This window comes from Curvibacter gracilis ATCC BAA-807 (assembly GCF_000518645.1).
Lineage (GTDB): Bacteria > Pseudomonadota > Gammaproteobacteria > Burkholderiales > Burkholderiaceae_C > Curvibacter > Curvibacter gracilis.
Map to the genome: position 1 here is coordinate 1 of NZ_JADZ01000047.1, position 21,568 is coordinate 21,568.

The 21,568-nt window shown below is 62.8% G+C and carries 21 protein-coding genes and 1 pseudogene; 4 read left to right on the forward strand and 18 right to left on the reverse strand.

Translation table 11 applies throughout. The features are described from left to right. Positions 1 to 82: 82 nt before the first annotated feature. Together L880_RS0124475 and L880_RS0124480 are read left to right on the forward strand one after the other, a co-directional pair. Positions 83 to 1,269 (forward strand): IS3 family transposase gene (locus L880_RS0124475; RefSeq protein WP_425389181.1). Its coding sequence is split into 2 segments (ribosomal slippage): positions 83 to 338 and positions 338 to 1,269, totalling 1,188 coding nucleotides; the frame shifts between segments, so codons are not numbered across the junction. Between the two features lie 9 nt (positions 1,270 to 1,278). Continuing rightward, positions 1,279 to 2,022, forward strand: coding sequence for a tetratricopeptide repeat protein (locus tag L880_RS0124480; RefSeq protein ID WP_027477889.1), 744 nt, complete (start codon positions 1,279 to 1,281; stop codon positions 2,020 to 2,022). A 179-nt stretch (positions 2,023 to 2,201) separates the two neighbouring features. Here L880_RS0124480 and L880_RS0124485 read toward each other — a convergent pair whose 3' ends face one another. The 18 genes and pseudogenes from L880_RS0124485 to L880_RS36165 all read right to left on the reverse strand — a co-directional run. Beyond that, positions 2,202 to 2,990: a DNA adenine methylase gene (locus tag L880_RS0124485; protein ID WP_027477890.1), complete on the reverse strand. Its 789-nt coding sequence runs from the start codon at positions 2,988 to 2,990 to the stop codon at positions 2,202 to 2,204. A gap of 150 nt (positions 2,991 to 3,140) precedes the next feature. Next, positions 3,141 to 3,698 (reverse strand): DUF2514 family protein, encoded by a 558-nt coding sequence (locus tag L880_RS0124490; protein WP_043330530.1) that lies wholly within the window; start codon positions 3,696 to 3,698, stop codon positions 3,141 to 3,143. After that, positions 3,682 to 4,197 carry a lysozyme gene (locus L880_RS0124495; RefSeq protein ID WP_027477892.1) on the reverse strand — a complete coding sequence of 172 codons (516 nt, stop codon included), beginning with the start codon at positions 4,195 to 4,197 and terminating at the stop codon, positions 3,682 to 3,684. The genes L880_RS0124490 and L880_RS0124495 overlap by 17 nt, the downstream gene beginning before the upstream one ends. Beyond that, positions 4,194 to 4,565, reverse strand: coding sequence for a hypothetical protein (locus tag L880_RS0124500; protein ID WP_084461646.1), 372 nt, complete (start codon positions 4,563 to 4,565; stop codon positions 4,194 to 4,196). The genes L880_RS0124495 and L880_RS0124500 overlap by 4 nt, the downstream gene beginning before the upstream one ends. Beyond that, a complete protein-coding gene (locus L880_RS0124505; protein ID WP_043330533.1) occupies positions 4,565 to 4,864 on the reverse strand; it encodes a hypothetical protein in 300 nt (99 codons plus the stop codon). Before L880_RS0124505 ends, L880_RS0124500 begins: the two co-directional genes overlap by 1 nt. Next, the gene (locus L880_RS0124510; protein ID WP_027477894.1) at positions 4,861 to 5,238 is read right to left on the reverse strand and encodes a hypothetical protein; all 378 of its coding nucleotides are present in this window, start codon (positions 5,236 to 5,238) and stop codon (positions 4,861 to 4,863) included. Before L880_RS0124510 ends, L880_RS0124505 begins: the two co-directional genes overlap by 4 nt. A 36-nt stretch (positions 5,239 to 5,274) precedes the next feature. Beyond that, positions 5,275 to 6,366, reverse strand: coding sequence for a glycine-rich domain-containing protein (locus L880_RS0124515; protein ID WP_027477895.1), 1,092 nt, complete (start codon positions 6,364 to 6,366; stop codon positions 5,275 to 5,277). Then, on the reverse strand, positions 6,366 to 7,049 hold the full coding sequence (locus tag L880_RS34580) for a hypothetical protein (protein WP_027477896.1): 684 nt from the start codon (positions 7,047 to 7,049) through the stop codon (positions 6,366 to 6,368). The genes L880_RS0124515 and L880_RS34580 overlap by 1 nt, the downstream gene beginning before the upstream one ends. Positions 7,050 to 7,124: 75 nt before the next feature. Next, positions 7,125 to 8,048 carry a hypothetical protein gene (locus L880_RS0124525; RefSeq protein ID WP_027477897.1) on the reverse strand — a complete coding sequence of 308 codons (924 nt, stop codon included), beginning with the start codon at positions 8,046 to 8,048 and terminating at the stop codon, positions 7,125 to 7,127. A gap of 13 nt (positions 8,049 to 8,061) precedes the next feature. After that, complete coding sequence (locus L880_RS34585; protein WP_027477898.1) at positions 8,062 to 13,032, reverse strand: phage tail length tape measure family protein; 4,971 nt, start codon at positions 13,030 to 13,032, stop codon at positions 8,062 to 8,064. Positions 13,033 to 13,080: 48 nt separating this feature from the next. Beyond that, positions 13,081 to 13,293 (reverse strand): DUF1799 domain-containing protein, encoded by a 213-nt coding sequence (locus tag L880_RS0124535; RefSeq protein WP_027477899.1) that lies wholly within the window; start codon positions 13,291 to 13,293, stop codon positions 13,081 to 13,083. Positions 13,294 to 13,457: 164 nt separating this feature from the next. Then, positions 13,458 to 13,829 carry a phage tail assembly chaperone gene (locus L880_RS0124545; RefSeq protein ID WP_027477900.1) on the reverse strand — a complete coding sequence of 124 codons (372 nt, stop codon included), beginning with the start codon at positions 13,827 to 13,829 and terminating at the stop codon, positions 13,458 to 13,460. A gap of 70 nt (positions 13,830 to 13,899) precedes the next feature. Beyond that, positions 13,900 to 14,550 (reverse strand): phage tail tube protein, encoded by a 651-nt coding sequence (locus L880_RS0124550; RefSeq protein ID WP_019578291.1) that lies wholly within the window; start codon positions 14,548 to 14,550, stop codon positions 13,900 to 13,902. Between the two features lie 60 nt (positions 14,551 to 14,610). Then, positions 14,611 to 15,069 carry a hypothetical protein gene (locus tag L880_RS0124555; RefSeq protein WP_027477901.1) on the reverse strand — a complete coding sequence of 153 codons (459 nt, stop codon included), beginning with the start codon at positions 15,067 to 15,069 and terminating at the stop codon, positions 14,611 to 14,613. Beyond that, positions 15,066 to 15,380, reverse strand: coding sequence for a head-tail joining protein (locus L880_RS0124560; protein WP_027477902.1), 315 nt, complete (start codon positions 15,378 to 15,380; stop codon positions 15,066 to 15,068). The genes L880_RS0124555 and L880_RS0124560 overlap by 4 nt, the downstream gene beginning before the upstream one ends. Positions 15,381 to 15,423: 43 nt before the next feature. Further along, entirely contained in the window at positions 15,424 to 15,756 is a 333-nt protein-coding gene (locus L880_RS0124565) for a DUF2190 family protein (protein WP_019578332.1), read from the reverse strand. A gap of 75 nt (positions 15,757 to 15,831) precedes the next feature. Next, positions 15,832 to 18,015 carry a prohead protease/major capsid protein fusion protein gene (locus L880_RS33505; RefSeq protein ID WP_051443585.1) on the reverse strand — a complete coding sequence of 728 codons (2,184 nt, stop codon included), beginning with the start codon at positions 18,013 to 18,015 and terminating at the stop codon, positions 15,832 to 15,834. Between the two features lie 684 nt (positions 18,016 to 18,699). Beyond that, positions 18,700 to 18,804: pseudogene (locus L880_RS36165) on the reverse strand (DUF2958 domain-containing protein); the annotation flags it as partial. Between the two features lie 360 nt (positions 18,805 to 19,164). Between L880_RS36165 and L880_RS35905 the strand changes: the two are divergent. Together L880_RS35905 and L880_RS0124575 are read left to right on the forward strand one after the other, a co-directional pair. Continuing rightward, positions 19,165 to 20,244, forward strand: coding sequence for a hypothetical protein (locus tag L880_RS35905; RefSeq protein ID WP_157463059.1), 1,080 nt, complete (start codon positions 19,165 to 19,167; stop codon positions 20,242 to 20,244). 191 nt (positions 20,245 to 20,435) lie between these two features. Beyond that, positions 20,436 to 21,568: tetratricopeptide repeat protein (locus L880_RS0124575; protein WP_027477903.1), on the forward strand; the 1,133-nt coding region annotated here is incomplete at its 3' end.

Sequence of the window (21,568 nt, forward strand, 5' to 3'; positions counted from 1 at the left end):
ATGAGGTTGCCCTCGAATTTCGGAGTTCATAGCTCAGCCCGGAGAATGCCGGGAAAGGACAGAAGAGATGAACGCTGGAGTGATGAGCAGAGCCAAGTACACCTTGGAGTTCAAGCAAGAAGCTGTCAGGCAAGTCAAGGCCGGACGACCAGCCTCCGTGGTGGCAAAGACCTTGGGCATGCCCAGCGCTAGCTTGACCAACTGGGTTCGGGCAGACGCAAAGGGGCAGCTTGGGGTATCGGCAGATGGCAAGCCCGCAGCAGTGGTGAGCCCTGAACAGGCAGAGATTGCCCGACTGAAGGCAGAAGTTGCACGCCTGAAGATGGAGCGAGATATTGCAAAAAAAGCGGCGGCGTACTTTGCACAGGATGTGCTGCAAAGTACGCCTGGATTCAATCGATGAGGCAACGCTGGCCGATCACGCTGATGTGCGAGGTCCTGCAAGTCAGCCCCAGTGGATATTTCAGTTGGGACCGGGCTGGCAAGAGTGGCCACGATGGGCCCACGCGGTTTCACAGCGACGAGGCTGTGCTCGCCCATATGCGAGCCATCCATGCCGAGGTCAAGGGTGAATATGGCTGGCCACGCATGCACAAGGAGCTGTCAGTCAGGGGCATCCGAGTCGGCAAAGACCGGGTACGCAAGCTGATGCAACAACACGGCATCCGAGCTAAGACGAAGCGCAAATTCGTGGTCACCACCGATAGCAGACACCGTTTGCCGGTGGCAGCCGATTTGGTCCAGCGACAGTTCACTCCACCAGCACCCAACCAACTGTGGAGCGGCGACATCACGTATATCGCCACGGACGAGGGGTGGCTGTACCTGGCAGCAGTGCTGGACCTGCACAGTCGTCAGGTGGTGGGCTGGAGCCTGCAAACGCACATGCAAACTAGCCTGGTCAAGGATGCGTTGCTGATGGCCTGTTGGCGTCGCCGACCTGCCAGGGGCCTGATCTTTCACAGCGATAGGGGCAGTCAATATTGCAGCGATGATTTCCAACGGACACTCAAGGGCCGGGGCATTGTCAGTTCAATGAGTCGCAAGGGGAATTGCTGGGATAACGCCCCTACCGAGAGCCTTTGGGGACATTTGAAAACAGCGTGTGTTCATGGTCAAAAATTCGCGACCAGAGCTCAAGCAAGGCAGGTGATTTTGGAATGGATCGGGTTCTACAACCATTCCCGACTACATTCGACATTGGGCTACATGAGCCCTATGCAGTACGAAAAACGCTGGTTGGCGGCGCAGCAAAAATCTGCCGCTTGAAGACCGGTTATGCACTCCGATTTTCAGGGGCAACCTCACAACTTGGGCGTGCTCAACGGCATCGAAAACCGCCACGCCGAGGCCCGCCAGCAATTCGAAGAGGTGCTCAAGCTGCATCGCGAACAGGCCCGCACCAACCCCTCGGAGTACCTGCCAGAGGTGGCCAAAACGCTCGACAATCTGGGCCTTCTCAGCCGCGCCGAAAACCGCCACACCGAGGCCCGCCAGCGGTTTGAAGAGGCACTCTCCCTGCAACGCGAACTGGCCCACACCGATCCGGCGGTGCACCTTCCGCATTTGGCCTCGACGCTCAACAACCTGGGCATTTTCAGCAGCGACCAAAATCGCAACGCCGAGGCTCGCCAGCATTTCGAAGAGGCACTCAAGCTGTACCGCGAACTGGCCCGCAATACCCCGGGGGTGTACCTGCCGTATGTGGCCCTCACGTTCAACAACCTGGGCGCGCTCAACAGCATCGAACGCCGCAACGCAGAGGCCCACCAGCAGTTCGAAGAGGCACTCAAGCTGTACCGAGAACTGGCCCGCAGTAACCCAGCAGTCTACCTGTCGGATGTCGCCATGACGCTCTACAACCTGGGCGTGCTCAACAGCATCGAACGCCGCAACGCAGAGGCCCGCCAGCATTTTGAAGAGGCGCTAAGAATCTATCGATCGCTAGCGGCCAATTCGACGGAGGCGTTTTCCAAAGAAATCGCGCACACTGACAGAAACCTCAAAAAGTTGATTCCATGAACGCACGAGAGTCAAGCGGGCGCCATTGATTGCGGTGCTAACTGCGACAGGCACTGTTTTCTACCTCTTGATTCCCTTCAGCCTGTACCGGACCCCGGGTAGAACAACAGTAAGCGCTGATCCGGGCCGTGTTCAGTCACTCAGCAGAACCCCAAAAAGAGGCGGATTCCATTCCGCCCCTAAAACAACCCCACCGGCTCCCCCTTCCGATCCCAGCTGTAAATGATCAGCTCGTTCCTCTCCACCCCCTTGGCCCCACCACCCACCTGGTAGGTAATCGGCACCACCTCCATCTGCAGCCCTTCAAAGCAGCGCCGGATGTCCGGGTGGTCATTGATGCTCAAGATGGCCTTGCCCTTGATCTCGCGCATCAGTTGGGCCATGGCCTCGTACTGAGCCCACTCAAACGGCACCCCATACCCCTCGGTCTGCCAGTACGGCGGGTCCATGTAAAACAAGGTGTGCGGCCGGTCGTAGCGCTTGATGCACTGCTGCCAGTCCAGGCGCTCGATGTAGGTGCTGGACAAGCGCAGGTGCGCCGCACTCAGGTTTTCTTCGATGCGCAGCAGATTCAAGGGTGGGGCCGTGGTGGCCGTGCCCCAGGTCTGGCCTTGCACCTTGCCTCCGAAGGCATGGTGCTGCAGGTAGTAGAACCGGGCCGCCCGTTGCAGGTCGGTCATGGTCTCAGGCGGGGTGTCCTGAAGCCACTTGAACATGTCGCGGCTGGAGAGTGCCCATTTGAACTGGCGCACGAACTCCTCGAGGTGGTGCTTCACCACACGGTACAGGTTGACCAGTTCGCCATTGACGTCGTTGATCACCTCCACTTCTGCCGGTGGGCGCAAGAAGTACAGCGCGGCTCCGCCCGCGAAGACCTCGACGTAACAGGTGTGCGCTGGGAAGCGCGGGATCAGGATATCGGCCAGGCGGCGCTTGCCACCGAGCCAGGGGATGATGGGGGTTGCCATTGTGGGCTCCAAAGCTTCGTTTACACTCGCCCCGCCTGTACAGGTGGGCAGGGACTTGGGCTGGGCTCACAGGCGCGATCTGTGGGTTCGGCGTTCGGTCGGGGTGGCTCCAATCACTCCAACCGTTCGCCCTGTTCTTTTTTCTGGGGATCAGGGGGAGGTGTGCACCTCCACCGGCTGGTCCCCGGCTTGATTCACTGCGTCATAGGCGGCCTCACAGGCCCGCCCTTTCACTCGGGCTTCATCAGCAATTGCCGCCAGCTCTCCCGCTCTTTCATCAGCGCGTCTGAACAACTCGGCAAGCAGATCGACGGCGGGGCCTGTGTCTGCCTGGCACTGGCCGGCAATGGTGGCCGCTGAGGCGTTGGCACGCTGACGCTCGATGTAACTGGCAAGTTCGCGCTGCAGCCGCTGGCCAGCATCACGGGCACGGTCCACAGCCACACGCGACTGCGCCAGATCGGCCTGGGCCCGGGTTTCGATTTCAGAGACTTGATCACGGTATTGCCGCTCCAATTGACGGTTGGTTTCTGAGGCCACGCGAGCCAGGCGTTCACCCTCGGCCTGCTGCTTGGCTTGCTGGGTCTTGGCTTCGGCCGCCTCGAGCTGGGCGCCATGAAGGCGCCAGGTTTGAACGGCCGCGGTGCTGGCCAACGCGAGCACCAGGACCTGAAGGGAGGCGCTTTTGAATCTAGCGAGCACCGGCATTCGCCACCTCCTGCAGTTGGCCCAGGCAGACCTCGAGCTCCGCCCCGCGCCGGTCCACCAGCCCGCGCAGGGTCACCAGCTCGCCCTGCACCCGGGCCTTGACCCAGCGCGAGAGCTGCTCGCACCCGGCCTGGGCCTGCCCCGCATTGAAGAGCCTGGCCAGGGTCGACCCAGCGAGCGCCTCTTCGCCCAGGTTGTAGGTGAAGTCGATCAGAGCGGCCCGCTGCCAGGGCGTGAGCGGCACCCGGATCTGGCGCGAGACGGCGGCATCTGCGATGCGCAGGTGCTTGTCGCGCAGGGCATCGCACTCGGCTGGCGTATAGGTCTTGCCCGGCACCACGTCCTTGCCGGTGATGCCCTCGCACACCGTCAGGATGCCCACCGGGTCACGGTAAGGCGTGAGCCGCCGGCCCTCGTACCAGGTGGCCAGCACACCAGCGAGAGCAATGGCGCCACCGCTGGCGGCCTGGATCAGGCGTTTCTTGAGAAGGTCGTTCATTTGGGTGGGGTCCCTGTTTTGATGGTCAGGAAGGCGCCCCAGGTGACGGCAGCGAGCGCCACCAGCGCGGTGATGGGCTTGGCCAGGGCACCGATCCAGTTCAGGACCTTGAAGGCGCCCTTCATGGCCATGAAGAACTCCACGATCTCGGCCGTGTTGGACTCGGTGCGGATCGTGGCGCTGGTGTTCTCGGCCAGGTCGGCCCTCAGGCTCGCCATGGTCTCGTCACCGGTGGCCAGGCGAGCTCGGATGGTTTGGAGCTCGGCCTCGACGGCCGCCAGGCGCTGGGCTTCGGTGGGTGGGGTGACTTGCAGAGGGTCCGTGTTCGCCGCTTCAGGCGCCAGGGGCAAGGTTTGCTCGTCCAGCATCACACCCCCTTGGCCTGGTCACAGTGGCCGGCATCGAGCCGGTCCAGCAGCCGGCACAGCACGCAACCCCAGGCCCTGCCCTCGTCCCGCGCCCGGGCCGCCCGGCTGCTCACGGTCTCGCGCTCGTCGCCGTTGGCCGCCACGTTGAACACCCGATCGAATGCCCGGGCAATGCCCCAGGCCCGGCCCGGGTTCGTGGCCACGGCCCAGAGGTAGCGCACCAAGGCGGCCAGAGGCGCCAGGGCCACCACGGGCAGCAGCATCAGGAGGTACACCCGTTGAGACGCCTTTTGCTTCATGGCCGTTCTCCCGCTTGCACCGGAGCGCCCAGGATCTGGTCCGCGTCGACCGCGTGGCCGGCCTGCACCAGCAAGGCCAAGGCCGCGGGCAGATCAGCCCGGTCCAGGTCGATGAAGCCCCGCACCGAGCAGTCCTTGACCAGGGCCTGAACAGCAGGGCTCGGGTCGGCCAGGATGGCCCATTTGGCGGGGCCGAAGCGGTCAAAGAAGCTGCCCACCGCGACGTGCCGGGGCACAGCCACCGCCGGGTCGTCGGGCGCGGGCCCGAGCAGCTCGAAGCGCCCCGCATGGTGTTCGGTGACAAACGCATCGTCGGCCACCACGGTGTTCAGGATGGCGCCGTCGGCGCCCAGGAGGTTGTAGAGGTGTCGCATGGTTGTGCCTTCAAGGGGTCATGAGGTCCAGGGGGATCAGGGGGTGAGATCCGCAAAGAAGCGAAGGAACGCCAAGCCGCTACCGCCAGCGCCGCTGCGGCAATTCGGTGCCGTCAGGCCCTGGCCACTGGACAGCCCACCACCACCACCGCCCCAGGTGCCGCCGCTGGCATACGCCACGCTGCCGCCCCCAGGAGACCCCGAGATCGCACCGCCCCCACCGAAGGCTCCAGCCGCCGCCACCGAGAACCCGCCTGGCGTGCTGTTTGTCTGCAGATTGACCCCACCGCTACCGCCACCGTCGCCCGCAGCACTGCCCGCGGAATACGATCCGCCGCTGCTGTACCCACCAGTGCCCCCGCCCCCGACAGGCAGCGGCACCAGCCCCCAATTCGCAACGAGGTCCGCCTGGTGGGTCGCGCTGCTGTACAGCGTGAAGCCACTGCCACCATTGCCGCCTTGGGACAGGGAGCCGTTGTTCATGGCCTGGCCGGCAGAGAACACCCCGCCCCCACCGCTGGCCACCCAGGACGCCACGGTGGCGATGGCAAACACGATGTCCCCGCCTGCCGTGGCGGTCTGGTCCGCTCCACCGAACAGGTTCACCCCACCGCCGCCCGTGGCCACCTGTTGCCCGGTCCAGTTGGTGTTGAGGATGCCGCCGCCGCGCCCGCCCGCCGAGTTGATCTGGCCGCCCGTGGCCGAGCCGCCCGGTGCGCCCGCGAGCGCGACCCCAGTGCCCGAGTAGATGTACCCGCCCGTGCCCCCGTTGGCCACCATGTTCACAGCCTGGGCCGCGATCACGATGGAGGAGGCGCCACCGCTGTTCCCAGCTGCATTCGCGTTGGTCACGTACGCCCCACCCGCCCCGATGGTCACGACGATGACGTCGCCCTTTTTGATTCTGGAGAGGCGCCGGGCAAAACCACCGGCACCGCCCCCGAACGCGGCCGTGGGGGCCATGCCGGTCTGAACATAGAGCCCGCCCGAGCCACCGCCGCCAATCACGGACAGGTCGACCAGGCCGTCGCAAGGCGCCACAAGGGTTTGGCTGCTTGTCACCTGCAGGGCCAGGATGGAACGGTATTGCTTGGTGCTGCCACCGAGCAGATCAGGAAGAGACGCCATTACATATACCTCCACACGTTGGAGCTGGAGAAGAATTTGAAGGTGACGGCCCCAGGCGGAATGCCCAGCACCAGGAAGTCAGTGACCATGACAGTGCCAACCTGCAGGGGGATCGGGTTGTTGGGGTTCACCAACAGGCTGTTGTCCGCGCGGCCATTGGCCACCACGACCACGCACACATCGCCGTTGGCCGGGTTCTGGGGCAGGTACTTGGCGCAGGCCCCGGCCAGCGTGATCTCGTTGATCGTGTTCAGGCCACCATTGGCCGCACCATAGAAGCTGCCGCCCGTATTGGTCACCTGCTGGATGGGCAACGACATCAGACCCAGCGAGAACCAATTCGTGGGGTCGTTGATGGGGTCGACCGTGCTGTTGGCGATCGCGGCCCGGGTGCGGTAGAGCTGGCCATTGATGGGGCTCCAGGCGCAGGCGCCCGAGGCGTAGGCGCCTGGCACCCACTTGACCGCCCCCAGGGCGGCCTGGGCCGCGGCCAGGGTGTTGGCGGCCGCTGAGGCGCTGGCCGCGGCTGCATCGGCCCGCTGACCTGACAGAGAAGCCTGGGAGGCGGCATCCTGCACGCTTTGGGCGGCGGCTGAGGCAGCAGCGTTCATCCAGGTCAGGGCCGCACGCCACTGGGCCACGCTGGTGTTTTTGAGGTGATCGAAGAGGGTCGTGCAGCGCACCGCAAAGCTCGTTCGATCGGCCCGATCCGGCGTGGCCGGGAGGTCATCAAGGGTTGGGGGATTAACCAATGGCATTCAGACCATTCCTTTCACATAGCCGCTGAAGGTGGCGGTCTGGGCGTTGTCGTAGCTCATGGAGCCACTGCCCAGACCAAAGACGTTGAGGCCGACGAAGCCGGCGGCGTCCGTCGCGAACCAGGCCGCGGGCACATCGAGCACCCTTTGCACCACAGAGAGCACGTAGTCGGCCTGCTCGCGCGGCAAGATCAGCTTGAAGCGCATGTCGGTGGCCGAGCGGCGGCGTTTGATCGAGGTGCCGCCGTAGTCGTCGGTCTTGATGTACGAGTACGTCACGGGCTCGGCCGTGGCGCCTGGCTGAGTGCCGCCCCAGGTGTCGGCATTGACCAGGGGCACCAGGTCCCCCAGCACCACCATGCCCGCGCCCACCACGCCACCGGCCGGCGCCGTGAGGGTGAGGGTCAGCTCCGCATCGGGGTACGGCACCAGGTCACGGATCAGGCAGCGCGTGAGGGGCTTGATGGCACCGAAGGCCCAGTCGTACCAATCGAGTGGGTCTTCCTGCAGGACGAGGGTCTTGCTGAAGACCACGGTGCCCGCCGGCTTGTCTTTGACGGTGACCGACAGCGTGGCGCCGTCCAGGCCGTAGCAGGCAATCGCATTGAAGAAGCCCGGGCGCAGCACATAGGTCAGGGGTGATGCGATGCGGCCCTGGGTGCTGACTTCGGTGTCAAACGCTGCCCAGCGAGCCGTAGGGCCCGCATCGAGCCAGTACTCGGAATCGACCTCGGGCAGCGCTGTGCGGCCGGCAGGCACCGCTTTAACGCATTCGTAAACCCGGTGCGTGGCTTTGCGGATGCGGCGATCACCCAGGGCGCAGGCGGCGCCTGAGACCCATTCGACTTCGCCGACTGCAGGCTCGGCAATGTTGCAGTCGGCCAGCATGGCCTCGGTGATGGTCAGAGGGACGAGGATATTCATTGCAGAACCGCCTTCATTGGGTGTGGTCCTCCACCAGGGCCATGGGCACGGCCCCGCCTTCGGGGTTGCCGTTGGTGGCGTCCGCGGTGCGCCGAGCCTGGGCTTCGAGCTGGGCGGTCTGGGCCCGCAGGGCTTGGACCTCGGCGATCAAGCGGGTGAGCAGTTCGGCGGTGGCGCCATTCGTTTGAGGTAGCGCGTGCGCGGCGGGGTTGTACGCTTTGGGCACGATGGCCTCGCCCTCATGGATCAGGGCCAGCATGTCTTGGGGCACGTAGTTGGTGCCCACCGCAAAGCGCGGCACACCCACCGATTCCGCGGCCCGGAGCAGGTCTTCGTAGCGGAAGCCCGCCACGGTGGCCAGGTCGCTCAAGGTGGCGCCGCTGGCCTGCGTGGCCTCGAGCAGACCCTTCACATTGCCCGTGCCGGTGAACTGCTGCGCGAGGGTGGCGAGGCTGTCCAGGCGCGAGATCTCCGCGGGGTCGGTGACACCCACCGAGAAGGCCCCGGCGCCCAGGTTCACCTCACGGCTGTACTTGGTGGAGGGGGTTGTGGCTCCACCACCGCCGCCGCCGACAGTGGAGCCACCGGACGAAGTGCCCGAGGAGGCACCGCCTGCACCGCTACCGGAGCCCCCACCGCCCACCGTGAACTGCGCCCCAGGATTTGTGACCTGCACCCCGGGCTTCGTGGCCGAGGCGCTGCCATCCTGTTCGCCGAGCAAAGCACCGGCCAGCTTCTCCAGGGCCAGGCCCACGCTGAGCACGCTGGTGTCAATGCCGCGCAGGGCATCCACCTGGTCTTTGGCGTTCGACAGGATCTTGTCCAGGCTGGCGAGTTGGTCCTCGGCCGTGGCGAGCTGCTGCTCGGCCAGGGTCTTTTGCGTGCCCGTGAGATCCTTGAGCTCGGCGAGTTTGCCCGCCAGCGTGAGCTGGGCCCGCTGCTGCTCGAATGCCGAGCCGAACTGGCTGGAGTCCAGGCCAGACCGCGCGGCCGTGATGGCGTCGCTCAGGCTGGTGGCGTCGGGCAGATAGCCCGTGCTGCGGGCCGTCCCGAGCGCCTGGTCGATGAACTGCAGACCCGCGCGGACGCTTTGCGCCTGGGTGGCCTCCACGGCGTTGTACAGCTCGGTGACGTGGCCTTTCAGGGTGTCGAACAGCGCGCCCAGGGTGCTGACCGACTCCTGTGCCACTTGCTTGGCAGCCTGCAGGCGGTTCCTTTCTGCGGCGACGGCGCGTTCCAGGGAGGAATACGCGGCGTCTGTGGCGGCTTGGAGGGCTTTCTTTCTGGTTTCCGCTTCGGCTTTGGCGTCGGCCTCCGCCTTGGCTTTGTCCGCTGCAGCCTGGGCTTTGTCGGCATCGGCCTTGGCTTGGGCCGCCTTGGCCAGGTCCTCGGCGCTCGGGGTGATGCTGGCAAAGGCTTCGGCCACGTTCATGAGCGTGGCGTAGGCCTTGCGCCCAGACTCGGTGCTCAGATCCTGGGCCTCAACCAGGGCGCGGAAGGCTTCGCGGGTCTTGGGGGTGGAAAGGCCCACGCTTTGCAGCGCCGCACTCACATTGCCCAGGGTCTGGGCGTTTCTTTCGTCCTGGGTGTAGAAGTTCTCGTAGTAGCTGCTGATCTTCTGGTTCAGGGCGTCAATGCCACCGGCCAGGTTGATGAGGCCGTCGGCCGCATCAAACGAGAGGTCCTTGAGGGACTTGAGCGGCAAGGCTCCGGCCAGGGTGCGCAGGGCCTCGACCGAGGCGATTTGGCTGTTGATCTCGGTGATGAGCTTGGTGGCTTCGTCGTCGCTGAGTTTCTCGGCATCGATGTCTTTGAGTTTGGCCGCCACCGACTGGGGGATGTCTTGCGCGGCCTGCAGGGCCTGGATGGTGGACTGTTTGAGGTCCAGCGTGAAGTTGGCCACCGCTGTGGCCATGTCGGGGCTGCGCGTGCTGCTGGTCTCATACAGGGTGCCCGAGTAGTTGCTGCCCTTGCCGGATTCACCGAAGGCCACCCCCGTGTTCAGGCTGCCACCGGCAAACACGCCACCGCGGCCATTGCCCGAGGTCTCGAGGCCCGCGTGGTAGTCGGTGAGGTAGGCCTTGCTGCCCAAGCTCTTGAGCATGGCATTGATGCTCTCGGCCGTGCTGGACACGGCTTTTCGAGTGGCGTCTTCCCTGTCCCCCATGCCATCGGCCTCGAGCAGGTAGGCCTGGCCATTGGTGACCGCCTTGCGCGTGCCATCCGAGCGCAGGCTGTTGTCGCGGTTGTACTGCTGACCCTCGTAGGTGTAGGTCTCGTCGCGGCGGTTGTTTTTGACCTGGCCGTCGTAGGCCACGCCGTACTGACCACCGGAGCGGGTCTCGCCGCCGTTCAGACCGGAGAGCAGCGAGTAGGCCGCCAGGGCCGCGCCCACGTAAGGGATGGCGGAGCCGATGGAGGCGCCGAGGCCTGCAGCCCCAGCAGCGCCCGCACCCATGCCGCCGGCCTGGGCAGCAGCGACGGCCGCGGCAGTAGACGACCCGGCACCCAGGCCCATGGAGACCCCCATGGCGGCATTGCCGGCCGTGGTGCCGAAGAGCGCCCCGACGCCGCTGCCAATCAGGCTTGCCCCGCCGTACAGGTTCGAGGCTGTGCCCGCCAGGTTGAGCAGGCCGCTGGAGCCCCCGCCGAGGCTGCCCACCAAGCCACCGAGTCCTCCCCCCAGACCACCGAGCACATTGGCCGTGATGCTGACCACCCAGCGCCGGATGGTGAGCTGGTACAGCATGTCCAGCACACTGGCCTTGATCGTGGCGCCGATCTTCTCGAAGGCCGATTGCCCGCCCTGGAACACATTGGTCCAGACGGACTGTGCCGTGTGGTCCACCGAGTTGATGATGTCGGTGAGGGTGTTGAGCTCGGACTTAGCGAGAGCCGTGGAGCGTGCGATGGCGGCCGCAGCCTGGGCCTGGTCGACCAGGCGGGCTTTGTCCTCATCCGAGGCACCCGAGCGATCAACGGCCGCGAGCTGCTTGGCGAGCTCGAGCTCGACCTTGCGCACGGCGACGATCTTCTCGCGTTCGCGGGTGGTCTGGCCCAAGAGGCCCACCTCGTCGGTGTACAGCAGGGCTTCTTCTTCGACCTTGCGGGTGTATTCCTCCTGGGCCTGGGCCAGGGTTTTGTAGTCCTTCACGCGGCTGGCGGTCAGCAGGCGTTCTTGCTCGGCCACCTGGGCCCGGAGTTCGGCCACGTAGTCAGGGCGGAAGGAGTCGCTGCTGTCGGCTTCCTGGAGCTTCAGCTTCATCTGCTCGAGGCGGAATTCCTCGATCGCGGTCTTGCCCTTGCCCCAGACCGCATTGGCGGCTTCCAGCTCGCTGGCTTGCTGGCCAATGGCGGCGGCAGCCTTCCTCGTGTCGGCCACCAGGGCGTCATAGGCCTTTTGCGAGTCGGCCACGGCCTGGGCCTGTTTTTCTTGTTCGGTGCGGCTGGCCTGCACCTGGACGTAGCGCTGGGCCTCGACCAGGGCCGCCTCTTTGTTGGCCCGGGCCACACCGCTGATGCTGGTCTTGAGGTCCTCCTGGATGCGGGCAACCAGCTTCTCGCTGTCGGAGAGCTTGGCGCCTTCAATGCCGCGTTCCATGATGCGGGCCGTGAGGGTTTCTTCTTCCTTGATCAGGGCCCGGATGCGGGCGACTTCGTTCTCCCCGGCGCCGGCCGCGGTGCTGGGGGATTTTTCTTTGTACTTGTCGCGGATGTTCTGGATCAGGGCATCGCGCTCTTTGGCGCTGATCTCGCCATCGGCCGCCTGGAACTGGGCCTGCACCTTGGCGATTTCCTGGCGCATCTTGAGCTCATTGCTCAAGAACTTGGCTTGTTCGGTGTCGAAGGCGGCCCGGGCCTTCAGGCGCTCGTTGCCTTCGGCAATGGCCCGCGCATTGGCCTCCTGGCCCGCGACTGTCGCCTGCAGGGCCGCGAGCTGGGCCTGCAGTTGCTGGGTTTCCTTGCCGTCGGTAATGCCCAAGCTTCGGTTGCGCTCCTGGCGAGCCGCAATATTGGCCTGTAAGGTGGCGATCTGGTCCGAGCTGGATGGCTGGCGGCCCAGACCCATCATGGCGTCGCCGGCCCACTTGATGGCGTCTTTGATGCCCAGCCAGCCGCGCTCGATGTAACCCAGGTTTTGCAGAATGGTCTGGGCCCGCTGCTCGGTCATGGCCGAGAACGCATCCTGCGCGACCTTGGCCGCATCGGTCGCCCTGCCCTGGTCTTCCAAGGCCTTGATCTGCTTGTACAGGGCGACGGTCAGGTAATTGGTCGACTCATTCAGCTTGAGCGAGGCCTGCAGCGGGGCTTCGCCGAGCTGCGCAAAGGCCTTGGCGGTCTCAGCGACCGAGATGCCCACGGCCCGCTCCATGTCCAGCGCCGACCGGGTGTAGGTTTGCAGGCTCTCGCCGGCCACCCGGCCGGTGCTGGCCATCTCGATGAGAGCGGCCGATGCAGCGGACTGCGTGCCCTGCATGACCGCCAGGCCCCGGGCCATGTCCTGCATCTGGCCGGCAGTCACACCTGCGGCATTGCCCGAGAGGGTGATGGCCTTCTGGAAGGCGGAGGCTTCCTGGCTGCCCTGGTAGTAGGCCAGGCCCAGACCCGCCACCGCCGCGATGGCCAGGTTGGTGGGCGTGAGGAGGCCGCCGATGTAGGTGCCCAGCGCCTTGGTGGCGTTGCCCACACCACCGAACATGTCCTTGAGCTGACCACCCTGCTGCATGAGCACCGTGAGCGGCTTCTGGCCCGCCTGCAGGCTGACCACGATGTCGGTGACCTGGGCCGGCACCATGCGCATGGCGGCGGCCGTTTGCGCGGCCGATGCCCCGAGCTGCTGCATGGGGGCCGTGGCCTGGCCCAGGCCTTGGCCCAGGTTCCCGGCCTGGGCTTGCGCGGCCCGCATGTTAGCCGTGAAGGCCTGCAGGGCGCCCGCGGTCTGGTCGTCCGCCGTCAGGATGATGGTGGTGTTCGGGTTGGTCATGGGGCCAGCCCTTCGACACGGGCGGCACGGGTGGCACTGACCCCGTTCTCAGGAACCGCGGGCTTTGCGGTGCTCAGATTGAAAGGCGTGCATTTCTTGCAGCCAGGCCGCTTCGAGCATTTCCAAACACTGGAAGAGGTCGATGCGCTGGGCGTCGTCCAGGCCATAGGCGAGCTCGTAGCGGTGCAGCGTGGACCAGTCCATGCCCAGGAAGTGCAACGCCCCGTCCGGGCCCATGAGCGCCCGCCACGCAAACTGCATGCGCCGGAAGATGGCCAGAGGGATCTGGTTGTCAGGAAAGACATTCAGGGACGGGGGCTCGGTGAGTTGCTGAAGAAGGGCGAGGTGCTTGCCAAAGCCCAGGCGGCTGGCGGCGGCTTCATCGGGGGGCTGCGCTCCGCGTACCAGGACGCGGGCGCAGTCCTTTAGTTTTTTGCGCGGGCCTTGCTGTTCCAGTGAGCGTCGCGGTAGGCGTCGAAGATCTCGCGTGGGGCGCGGTGGAAGCGGCTGATCAGAAGCTGCACGTTCTCAGGCGTGAAGGGCCGGCCCGGGGCCTTCCAGTCGTTGATCAAGAGGCCCAGGATCTCGGCATCGGTCTTGCCCTCGATGTCGGCAGGCAGGGCCTCCATCTCCTCTCTGGTGCGGTACTTGAATTCAATCGGCAGAACCTGGTCGGGCTGGGTGCCCGGCGTGGTCAGGGTGACGTCGATCCAGAAGGTGGCGGGCAGGTCGAAGGTGAAGGGGACGGCAGCAGTTGCAACAGTGGCAGCAGCGGAGGCAATGGCAGTCGGGTTCATGGTGCGGAGTTAGGAACAGTGGGAGGGAGGAATGCACGGGGATGGCACCCCCGTGCGAGGTGCGTGCAGATCAGTTCGGGTACACCGTGGGCATGTTCTGGGCCTCGATCGAGACCTTGGTCTGCACCACGCCCTGGGCCTGGCCGGTGGGGACGCCCGCGGCGGCCACGTAGCCCAGCAAGAGCATCTTGGCGCCCGTGCCAAAGCGCAATCGCACGGCCCGCATGCTCTTGGCCTTGTAGGCCTTGTTGCATTCCACAAAGCCCGGGTCGGCCAGATCGAAGATGTTGTCCATGCCAAACGACAGCGGGCTCACGATGGTGGGCACGCGCTTGCGCACGTTGTCGTGGATGGTGGTGACGTCGGCAAACTCTGGGTCACCGCCCGAGACGTTCACGCTTTGCACGGTGGCAAAGCTCGCGCCGAAGGTGACGACCTGGAAGCTGCCGGCCACCAGGCTGTCGTAGGTGCTGGTGTCTTCGTTCTCCAGCTCGAAGGTCTTGGCCGCGGGGTTCACGTTGGCAATGCGGAACAGGCGTTTGTCGACCTGGTACATGCCCTGCGCAGCCATCAAGATGATGTCGCCCACGTTCGGGTCAACAGCACCCGAGTACTTGGCCACGCCGGTGGCGGCCTTGCTGATGCTGACCAGGGTGATGGCGGCACCCAGGCCGGTTTGCACGTCGATGCCGACGTTGCTCCAGAAGATGGCTTGTCCCATGAAGGTTTCCTTTGAAGGTAAAGAGTGAGGAAGTGGGGGGCAGTGAGGGGTGGAGTGGGATCAGAAGGGCTGGACCGAGGCCGGTGCACTGGCGTGGCGCACCAAGAGGGTCACCGTGGCGCAGGCGGTCTGGTCACCGTCCACGTCGTAGTCCACGCTCAGGCTGTGGGGGGTGACTCCACCGGTCACACCGCCCAGGCTCGGGTCCTGCTGCAGTCGGGTGTAGACCCGGGCCAGCAGGTCGTCCACGGCCTCGTCGGCCGGGGCCAGGGTGTTGCCGCGGGCGTAGCACTCGACCGAGACGGCCGTGCCCCAGACCATGACTGCGCCCTGCCCCACCGAGGTGTCGGGGTCCGAGCCCGCCAGGCGCACCACCACGGCGGTGCTGTCTTGCTGGCTCAAAAGGCGCAGCCGGGTGCGGTACACCTTGGGGGCCACCGCAGGGGCGGCCTGCAGGGTGGCGACCATGGCTTGCACGGCCTGAAGAAAGATGGTGGCGGGGGTGGGGTTCTGATTCATGCCAGCTCCAGCAGCAGGTGGGTTTCTCCGGTGCCGTCGTTGCGGGCATCGGCAATGACATAGGCCTGGCCGTCCACCGTCACGCGCAGGCCCACCGGGTTGAGCGGGACCTGGACCGTGGGCAGCGCGAGTGCCGGTTGTGACGAGGCCATGCCCAGGGCGCCAACCTGGCCCGCGGCGTAGCCGTTGGCAAAGATGGCGTCCACCCTTACGTCCCCGCCATCGGTTTCGATGGAGGCGGCACAGTTCGACAGCCGGCGGAAAGCGGCGGCTGCAGTGCGGGCCTCCAGGAGGGCGAAGGGCTTGGGCATGGCGCAGGTCACCTGGTCAGATCTGGTTTGGGTCAGAGCCGCGTCAGACAGCGACGCCGCTCAGGCGCACGCGGGCCGTGGTCTCGTTGGCGGCCTTGGGCGACAGCAGCGCACCGATCAGGGCGTTGCCCGCGGCCGTCACCGTCACGCGCCGGTTGGCGTTGTCCCAGTACGCCTTGGTGCCGGCCGCGCCCACATCGGCGCTCAGGGCGTTGAGGTCGTAGACACCGATCAGGTTGGTCTCGACCGAGGCGCCGGCTGCGGCCGCGCTGGTGGCCACGCCAAACAGTGCGCCGACCTGCAGGCCGTCGCCGCCATTGACGGCATAGGGGGCCGGCAGGGGCACGGTGTCGCCGGACTGGATGAAGTTTTTCATTGGAGGGGCTCCTGAGGGGATGGAGGGTTGGTTGGGGTGGTGCTCTGCGGTGCTTGACTCGGGCTGTGTGAGGCTTTAACCGCCGGCAGCCTTGTAAAGGCCGCGGTGCTCAATGGCCTTGGCGGCGAAGTCTTCGCGGCACTTGTAGGAGACGCCGTCGCTCTCAAAGCCCACCTCGGTCTCGATCACCGGGCCTTCGGCGCCGTCCAGGTAGCAGTACTCGACCGTGTCGACCTGCGCATTGCTGGCAGCCAGGTACCAGGCGGTGGTGCTGTTGCCGTCCAGCAAGGGCTCCACGATGGGCTCCAGCGAGGTGCGGCCACCGCTGCGGAACTCGTTCACATCGGCCTGGCGGGCCGGCACGTAGTTGCTGCTGGTGAGCTGGTAGGCGGTCTGCTCCAGGCTGGCGGGCACGATGAGGTAAGACGGGGCAATGCCCAGCTCTTCACCGGCCAGGCCCTTTTGCAGGCGCATGGCGGTGCGTCCGGCCGACAGGGCCGTGAACTGCAGGGCGGAACCCGCACCGGTGCCCAGGTTGCCGTGGTCTGCGTGGAAGAGCGTGGTGCCGTCCGACAGCGCCGCATTGGCCGTGAGCTGGGCGTAGACGAGGCGGTTCTCGAGGCGGCGGGCGGCAAAGCCAAAGGCGCTCACCAGGCGGTCGAAGGCCCGCAGGTCGTCGTTGATGATGGCCTGGCGCGACAGGGACACGATGCGGCCATAGGTCAGCACCTGGTAGGACTCGGCGCCATCCTTCATCGAGCCGTACTTGAACTCGCCGTGCTCGTTGGTGCGCAGCAGGTCGGGGGCCGCCGACAGGGCCGTGATCGTGATGTTCTTGAAGTCCGGGGCGTTGGGGGCGCGGCGGGCCCACAGGGCGTAGGTGCCGGGGTTTTCGTCATAGGCGCTGCGCAGGCGCTTGTTGGCCACGTTGGCAAACAGCGAGGGAAAGTCGCTGGTGGTGTTCATGCCACCGGCTCGGAAGTGCAGCATGCGGGTGGCGAGCGTCAGGCGGTCCATGCCGCGGGTGCCGACGCCGTGGCCTTCCAGGAAGTCGCGGCCCAGCTCCAAGAGGCTCATGCCCCGGTACTGGCGGCCGTTGTCGTCAAGCTGGGTCTGGGCGGCCACGCGGTGCAAGATGGCTTGCTCGATGCCCGCCATGCGGGTTTGCATCTCGTCGCGCAGGGTCAGGATCTGGCCCCCCTGCCCGCCCTGGACATTTCGGTGGCCACCGCTGGCGGCATCACGGCGGGCCAGCTCATCGAGCACCGAGCTGCGGGCCTGCTCGACCGAGTTGCCCGAGCGAATCAGGCCAGCGGCCAGGTGGGCCACACCATGGCGGGCACAGAGATCGGTGATGTCGGCGGCGGCTGAAGCGGCAGCAATCGCGGCCTGGCTCACGGCTTGGGCAGAGGCATCGGCCTGGCTGCGTTGGGCAACGGTTCCGCCTTCAGGGGCTGCGGACGAAGAAGACGAAGACGAAGAAGTGGGGGCCGTGGCGGTGCTGCCGCCGGCTTCAGTACTCTGAGGCATGGAGGAATCCTTTCGGGTTTGGGTTTCGGCGGAGAGGCCCACCGTGGGCAGGGAATGGGCGCGGGTCTCGATGAACTCGCAGGGGAAGGTGCGAAGCTGGAAAGCTTGGTCTGCGGGGGCGGCACCATCGGCGCCAGGGGCAGAAGCTGTGCCCGCGCCCGAGCGGATCTGGCTGTCCATGTCGGCGGGGATGGGGACGAGGGAGACCTCATACGGCTCCCAATCGACCACGCGGTAACGCCACAGCTCGCCCTCGTTGGCTGGGGCCACCATCTCGATGCGGTGGCGCACATAGCCCACCGAGACGTTGCGGATGATTCCGTCGGCCACGTCTTGCACGTAGCCAGCCACCGACTCACGGCGCGAGAAGGTGGCGCTGCAGGTGCCCTGGCCGTTTTGAATAAGGGGGTTCTCAACCACGCCGAGCTGGGCCTCCAGGCTCCACTGGCTGTGGGTGTTCAGGAGCGGCGCCCCCCGGCGCAGGCGATCCAGGCGAATGGCACCCTCTTCCACCACCAGTTCTTCGACATAGGCCCGGTCGCGGTACCAGTCAAAGCACTTCACGCCCGCACCGGTGGTGAAGACGATTTGCGCGGTGGCGAGGGGGGAGGATTCAGGGGCGGAGCTGTCCGCCTGGGAGCGCTGAAAGTCGCGCAGTTCCATCTGGCGGCCAGCGAGTGGCAGGGCCTCGCGGCGGGTCTGGATCTCAGGGGTTGGGGTCTCGGACATGCACTGATCGTGCTGTCCGAGTTGTTCCAAATCTATAAAAGTTGAGACAACTTTTTGCGTACGCCATCAGGGAGATTTGGCACGCATGAGGCACTGGATATGCGAGATAGCTGCAGAGAGCTCAATCCCGCTCGTCAACCAAAATACGGAAGTAAACGTTCGGTATCGCCATTTAACCCTGGGACTACTACTGGCTGATCTGAGCCGTTCGTGTCATCTGCCTCGGTGTCAGCTGTCGCCCGCACTGGTCACTGAATGTCACGTTGAAAACGGTACTCCCAGGCCAGCGTCGGACCATCCATATGCAGAACGTAGAGATAGGCCGCGGTGGCATACCACGGCTCGGCACTGCGATCAGCCATGCGGCAACCTCCCTGTGCTGGGGTGCGTCGCCACGGCGAAACGTCGTGCTACGAGGGGCCATCGTCAAAACGTCATGGGTAAAGCGTAGACTGGCAGTGTCAAGACCGATGAACTCCGATGTGTTGCTGAAATCGTCCGAGTGCAACGGCGGCAACGCACTCCAATGGCACGCCGCGTCGGTCACCTTGCCGCAGCCCCCTCCAGGCATCATGACTGTTTCGATCTGGCACGCACCGCTTCGATGCAACACTGCCGATTCAGACCGAACGGGTCACAGACCAGACCGAAATAGACACAGTGCGCACCGCTTGGCATTGGCGCTCAATCAGTGATCGAACCGTGGTCTTCGGCCAGTCGCAGGTATTCCGACAGCCGTCGCACCGGCTGGAAATAGCGATTCCGCATCACGGGCTGCTGGCGTGGCCCAGGCCGTTGGACAGCAGGCGCATGCGCTCGTCGGTGGTAATGGGCGGTGTCGTGGTTGCACTCCCACGAATGAACGAAACATCAGGGAGGCTTTACCGCTTTGCCTCGAAAGCGCTTCTGCGCATGCCCACGCATCCGCAGAAGCGGAGAAGCACGAAGGCACATCGACGAAAATCAGGAAAGACACAAACAAGACTTCGCACCCTTAAATAAAACCACCGGCATGCATTCAGTATAAAATAATCAACAGCACAGGAAACGAGAATAGAAATCAATCCCAGACCAAATGATTTCCGTTTTCTTTCAAATTAACGGCCTCAACAAGCATTCAATTCCGACAGATAAAATAAGGAGCTAGCAATGGAAAGAGAGTTTCTAGCAAAAAATGTAGAGGCGGATATCTTGCAAAAGATAAAAAGCGTCTATGCACTTGTCAATAAAAGAAAATCAACTCATAAGGCATGCGTAGATAGGTTTTCAAAGCTCAGAAACTCCAACCCCAACAAGGAAGCAGAAATCCTGGATCAAGCTATAAATGATGCCATCTTGAACTCAATGGCGACACTGATAGACTACTACTGCATTCATTGCATGATAAATATTGGGATTGATGTTGAAAAAATAACAAAAATTCAGTATCGCCTCATAGGAAAGAAATATTTGATAGAAAATAGCACCCTAGAGAAAAAAGAAAAGGAGATTCTCTCATTAGATCTATTCAGACAAAAATTTGAAGAACGACTGTCTGCTTCATGCGGACTGGATATCAGCCATGTTAATCTGCATGACTATTGGATTGGCTATGTGGCGGATGCCATCTCAACAACTCTCAACGCATACGGAGTTTTGAAAAACAAAAGAATTGACCTCAAATTCGACCAAGTTAATAACCGCTTTAGTTTTGATGACAAGATATCCGAATATCATCATTGCATGAAATTTCTATACTGCAATCCATCATCAAACACTGGCGTAAAATATAATATTTATATCGATATAAATAACTACCTCAAGCACAACTCCATTCCTAGAGTTATGCGTAGGATAGAGGAATTTACAAATCCTCAAGAACAGAGAATTTATTCCTTTTTTGAAATTGATAACTATAAGTCAATTTTTTTGAAGGATGGATTTTTGCGAGATATTTTGGAAATAGACTTCGACACCCTCAGTGAAAATTTAAAAATCAAATCAAGTAAGGGAAATTTTGAATTATGCCCTTTGGAGCAGCGCTGGGAGATAGGCCCAATTATTGCTATCGACAATAAAAATGGCTTCATCAGCAATGATAACGAGACATTATTCTTCTTTGTTGATGGTGTTTTTCTTGCAAAAACAAAAAAATCAATACTGATCGACTCCGAGTCAAGTTTTGAAAGTGTTTTAGTACGTTTAATTAGAGAGATAGAAGAAAAGCTTGAATATTTCAAGCGGAAATGATTTATATTCAAACCACCTGGTGCAGTACTGCTGCTGCACAGGCTAAGGGGACTCAATGCGCCTACTGCCGCGCCCCTTTTTTTGAACATTGGCCCCAAGGTGGAAAACGTGTAGGTAATTCTGCTACAGTTCGGCAAATCCATGGCCTTTGTTAGCGTTCGCGACAAATAATTTTCAAACAACGGCAACCTATGAAAGCAACCAACAGAGCGATTCCAATCATCCGGCTGCTGGCTATTTGCCTATTGCTATGGGGCACAGTTGTGACGCAAGCGACTGAGACCTCGACATTTGCCTCGCGAGACGAACTGAGTGCCTTTAAGGAATTACAGCAAAGCAAGTTGGAATCACAAAAGGAGCTTCAAATCAAAGATATTGAGGCCGTCCGCCAGCAGATCACTGCCGTTGACAAACGAGTAGATGACCAGTTGGCGCAGTTGGGTCAAAGCACTGACCGCTTTGGTCTCTTAATCACCCTGCTGAGCGTCGGCATCACGGTATTGTTAGTTTTGGGTGGATTTCTCGGGTACCGCAATGCCAAGTCGGAAGCCAAGGAGGCGGCCTCTGATGCGGCGAGAGCTAGCGCCCAAGAGTGGTTTGACCAACAGGCGAGTCAGTTGCGAGAAAAAATTGAAGCAATTGAGCAGAAAGCTGCTCGGTTGCATGTGGAAATGGATGAGCATGCGCAAGGGGTTCAAGCGCGCGCTGCTGTTCTCGAAAAAGCTATCAACACTGTACAAGAGTCATTTGGCAAAACCGGGGCCCAAACCACATCTGCACTGGCCGAGTCAACAAAAGTGCTTGCTCAACGCAACCGTGAGCTGAAAGCCTCCAGCGAAGACAGCTATTCTTTCGACGACTGGAACACTCGCGCCCACGCCGCGTACACCGCCGGAGCCTTGGAAGACGCTGCCTATTTTTGGCTCAAAGCTGCAAGTGTTACTAATGCCGGTGCCTCCAGTGTTGCGAAGGTGCTAATCAATCGCGGTATCACGCAAGGACAACTGAACCAAAGCGAAGCCGCTATTGCCACCTACGATGAGGTGCTGCGCCGTTTTAGTGAGTTTGCCGAGCCTGCGCTGCGCGAGCAAGTCGCGATGGCATTGGTTAACAAGGGCATTACCCAAGGCCAACTAAACCAAACCGAAGCTGAAATAGTCATCTACGATGAGGTGCTGCGCCGCTTTGGTGAGGCTGCCGAACCCGCGTTGCGCAAGCAGGTCGCGATGGCCTTAGTCAACAAGGGCAGTGCTCAAGGCCAACTGAACCAGAACGAAGTCGCTTTGGCCACCTACGATGAGGTGCTGCGCCGCTTTGGTGAGGC

What these genes read in the sequence shown, in the direction of transcription:
- L880_RS33505 (WP_051443585.1), bottom strand. Translation starts at nt 18,015, where the DNA reads ATGTCCGAGACCCCAACCCCTGAGATCCAGACCCGCCGCGAGGCCCTG.
- L880_RS0124525 (WP_027477897.1), bottom strand. Translation starts at nt 8,048, where the DNA reads ATGAATATCCTCGTCCCTCTGACCATCACCGAGGCCATGCTGGCCGAC.
- L880_RS0124560 (WP_027477902.1), bottom strand. Translation starts at nt 15,380, where the DNA reads ATGCCCAAGCCCTTCGCCCTCCTGGAGGCCCGCACTGCAGCCGCCGCT.
- L880_RS0124480 (WP_027477889.1), top strand. Translation starts at nt 1,279, where the DNA reads ATGCACTCCGATTTTCAGGGGCAACCTCACAACTTGGGCGTGCTCAAC.
- L880_RS0124550 (WP_019578291.1), bottom strand. Translation starts at nt 14,550, where the DNA reads ATGGGACAAGCCATCTTCTGGAGCAACGTCGGCATCGACGTGCAAACC.
- L880_RS0124500 (WP_084461646.1), bottom strand. Translation starts at nt 4,565, where the DNA reads ATGCTGGACGAGCAAACCTTGCCCCTGGCGCCTGAAGCGGCGAACACG.
- L880_RS0124545 (WP_027477900.1), bottom strand. Translation starts at nt 13,829, where the DNA reads ATGAACCCGACTGCCATTGCCTCCGCTGCTGCCACTGTTGCAACTGCT.
- L880_RS0124505 (WP_043330533.1), bottom strand. Translation starts at nt 4,864, where the DNA reads ATGAAGCAAAAGGCGTCTCAACGGGTGTACCTCCTGATGCTGCTGCCC.
- L880_RS0124565 (WP_019578332.1), bottom strand. Translation starts at nt 15,756, where the DNA reads ATGAAAAACTTCATCCAGTCCGGCGACACCGTGCCCCTGCCGGCCCCC.
- L880_RS34585 (WP_027477898.1), bottom strand. Translation starts at nt 13,032, where the DNA reads ATGACCAACCCGAACACCACCATCATCCTGACGGCGGACGACCAGACC.
- L880_RS0124490 (WP_043330530.1), bottom strand. Translation starts at nt 3,698, where the DNA reads ATGCCGGTGCTCGCTAGATTCAAAAGCGCCTCCCTTCAGGTCCTGGTG.
- L880_RS0124510 (WP_027477894.1), bottom strand. Translation starts at nt 5,238, where the DNA reads ATGCGACACCTCTACAACCTCCTGGGCGCCGACGGCGCCATCCTGAAC.
- L880_RS0124555 (WP_027477901.1), bottom strand. Translation starts at nt 15,069, where the DNA reads ATGAATCAGAACCCCACCCCCGCCACCATCTTTCTTCAGGCCGTGCAA.
- L880_RS0124485 (WP_027477890.1), bottom strand. Translation starts at nt 2,990, where the DNA reads ATGGCAACCCCCATCATCCCCTGGCTCGGTGGCAAGCGCCGCCTGGCC.
- L880_RS0124515 (WP_027477895.1), bottom strand. Translation starts at nt 6,366, where the DNA reads ATGGCGTCTCTTCCTGATCTGCTCGGTGGCAGCACCAAGCAATACCGT.
- L880_RS0124535 (WP_027477899.1), bottom strand. Translation starts at nt 13,293, where the DNA reads ATGCAGTTTGCGTGGCGGGCGCTCATGGGCCCGGACGGGGCGTTGCAC.
- L880_RS0124495 (WP_027477892.1), bottom strand. Translation starts at nt 4,197, where the DNA reads ATGAACGACCTTCTCAAGAAACGCCTGATCCAGGCCGCCAGCGGTGGC.
- L880_RS35905 (WP_157463059.1), top strand. Translation starts at nt 19,165, where the DNA reads ATGGAAAGAGAGTTTCTAGCAAAAAATGTAGAGGCGGATATCTTGCAA.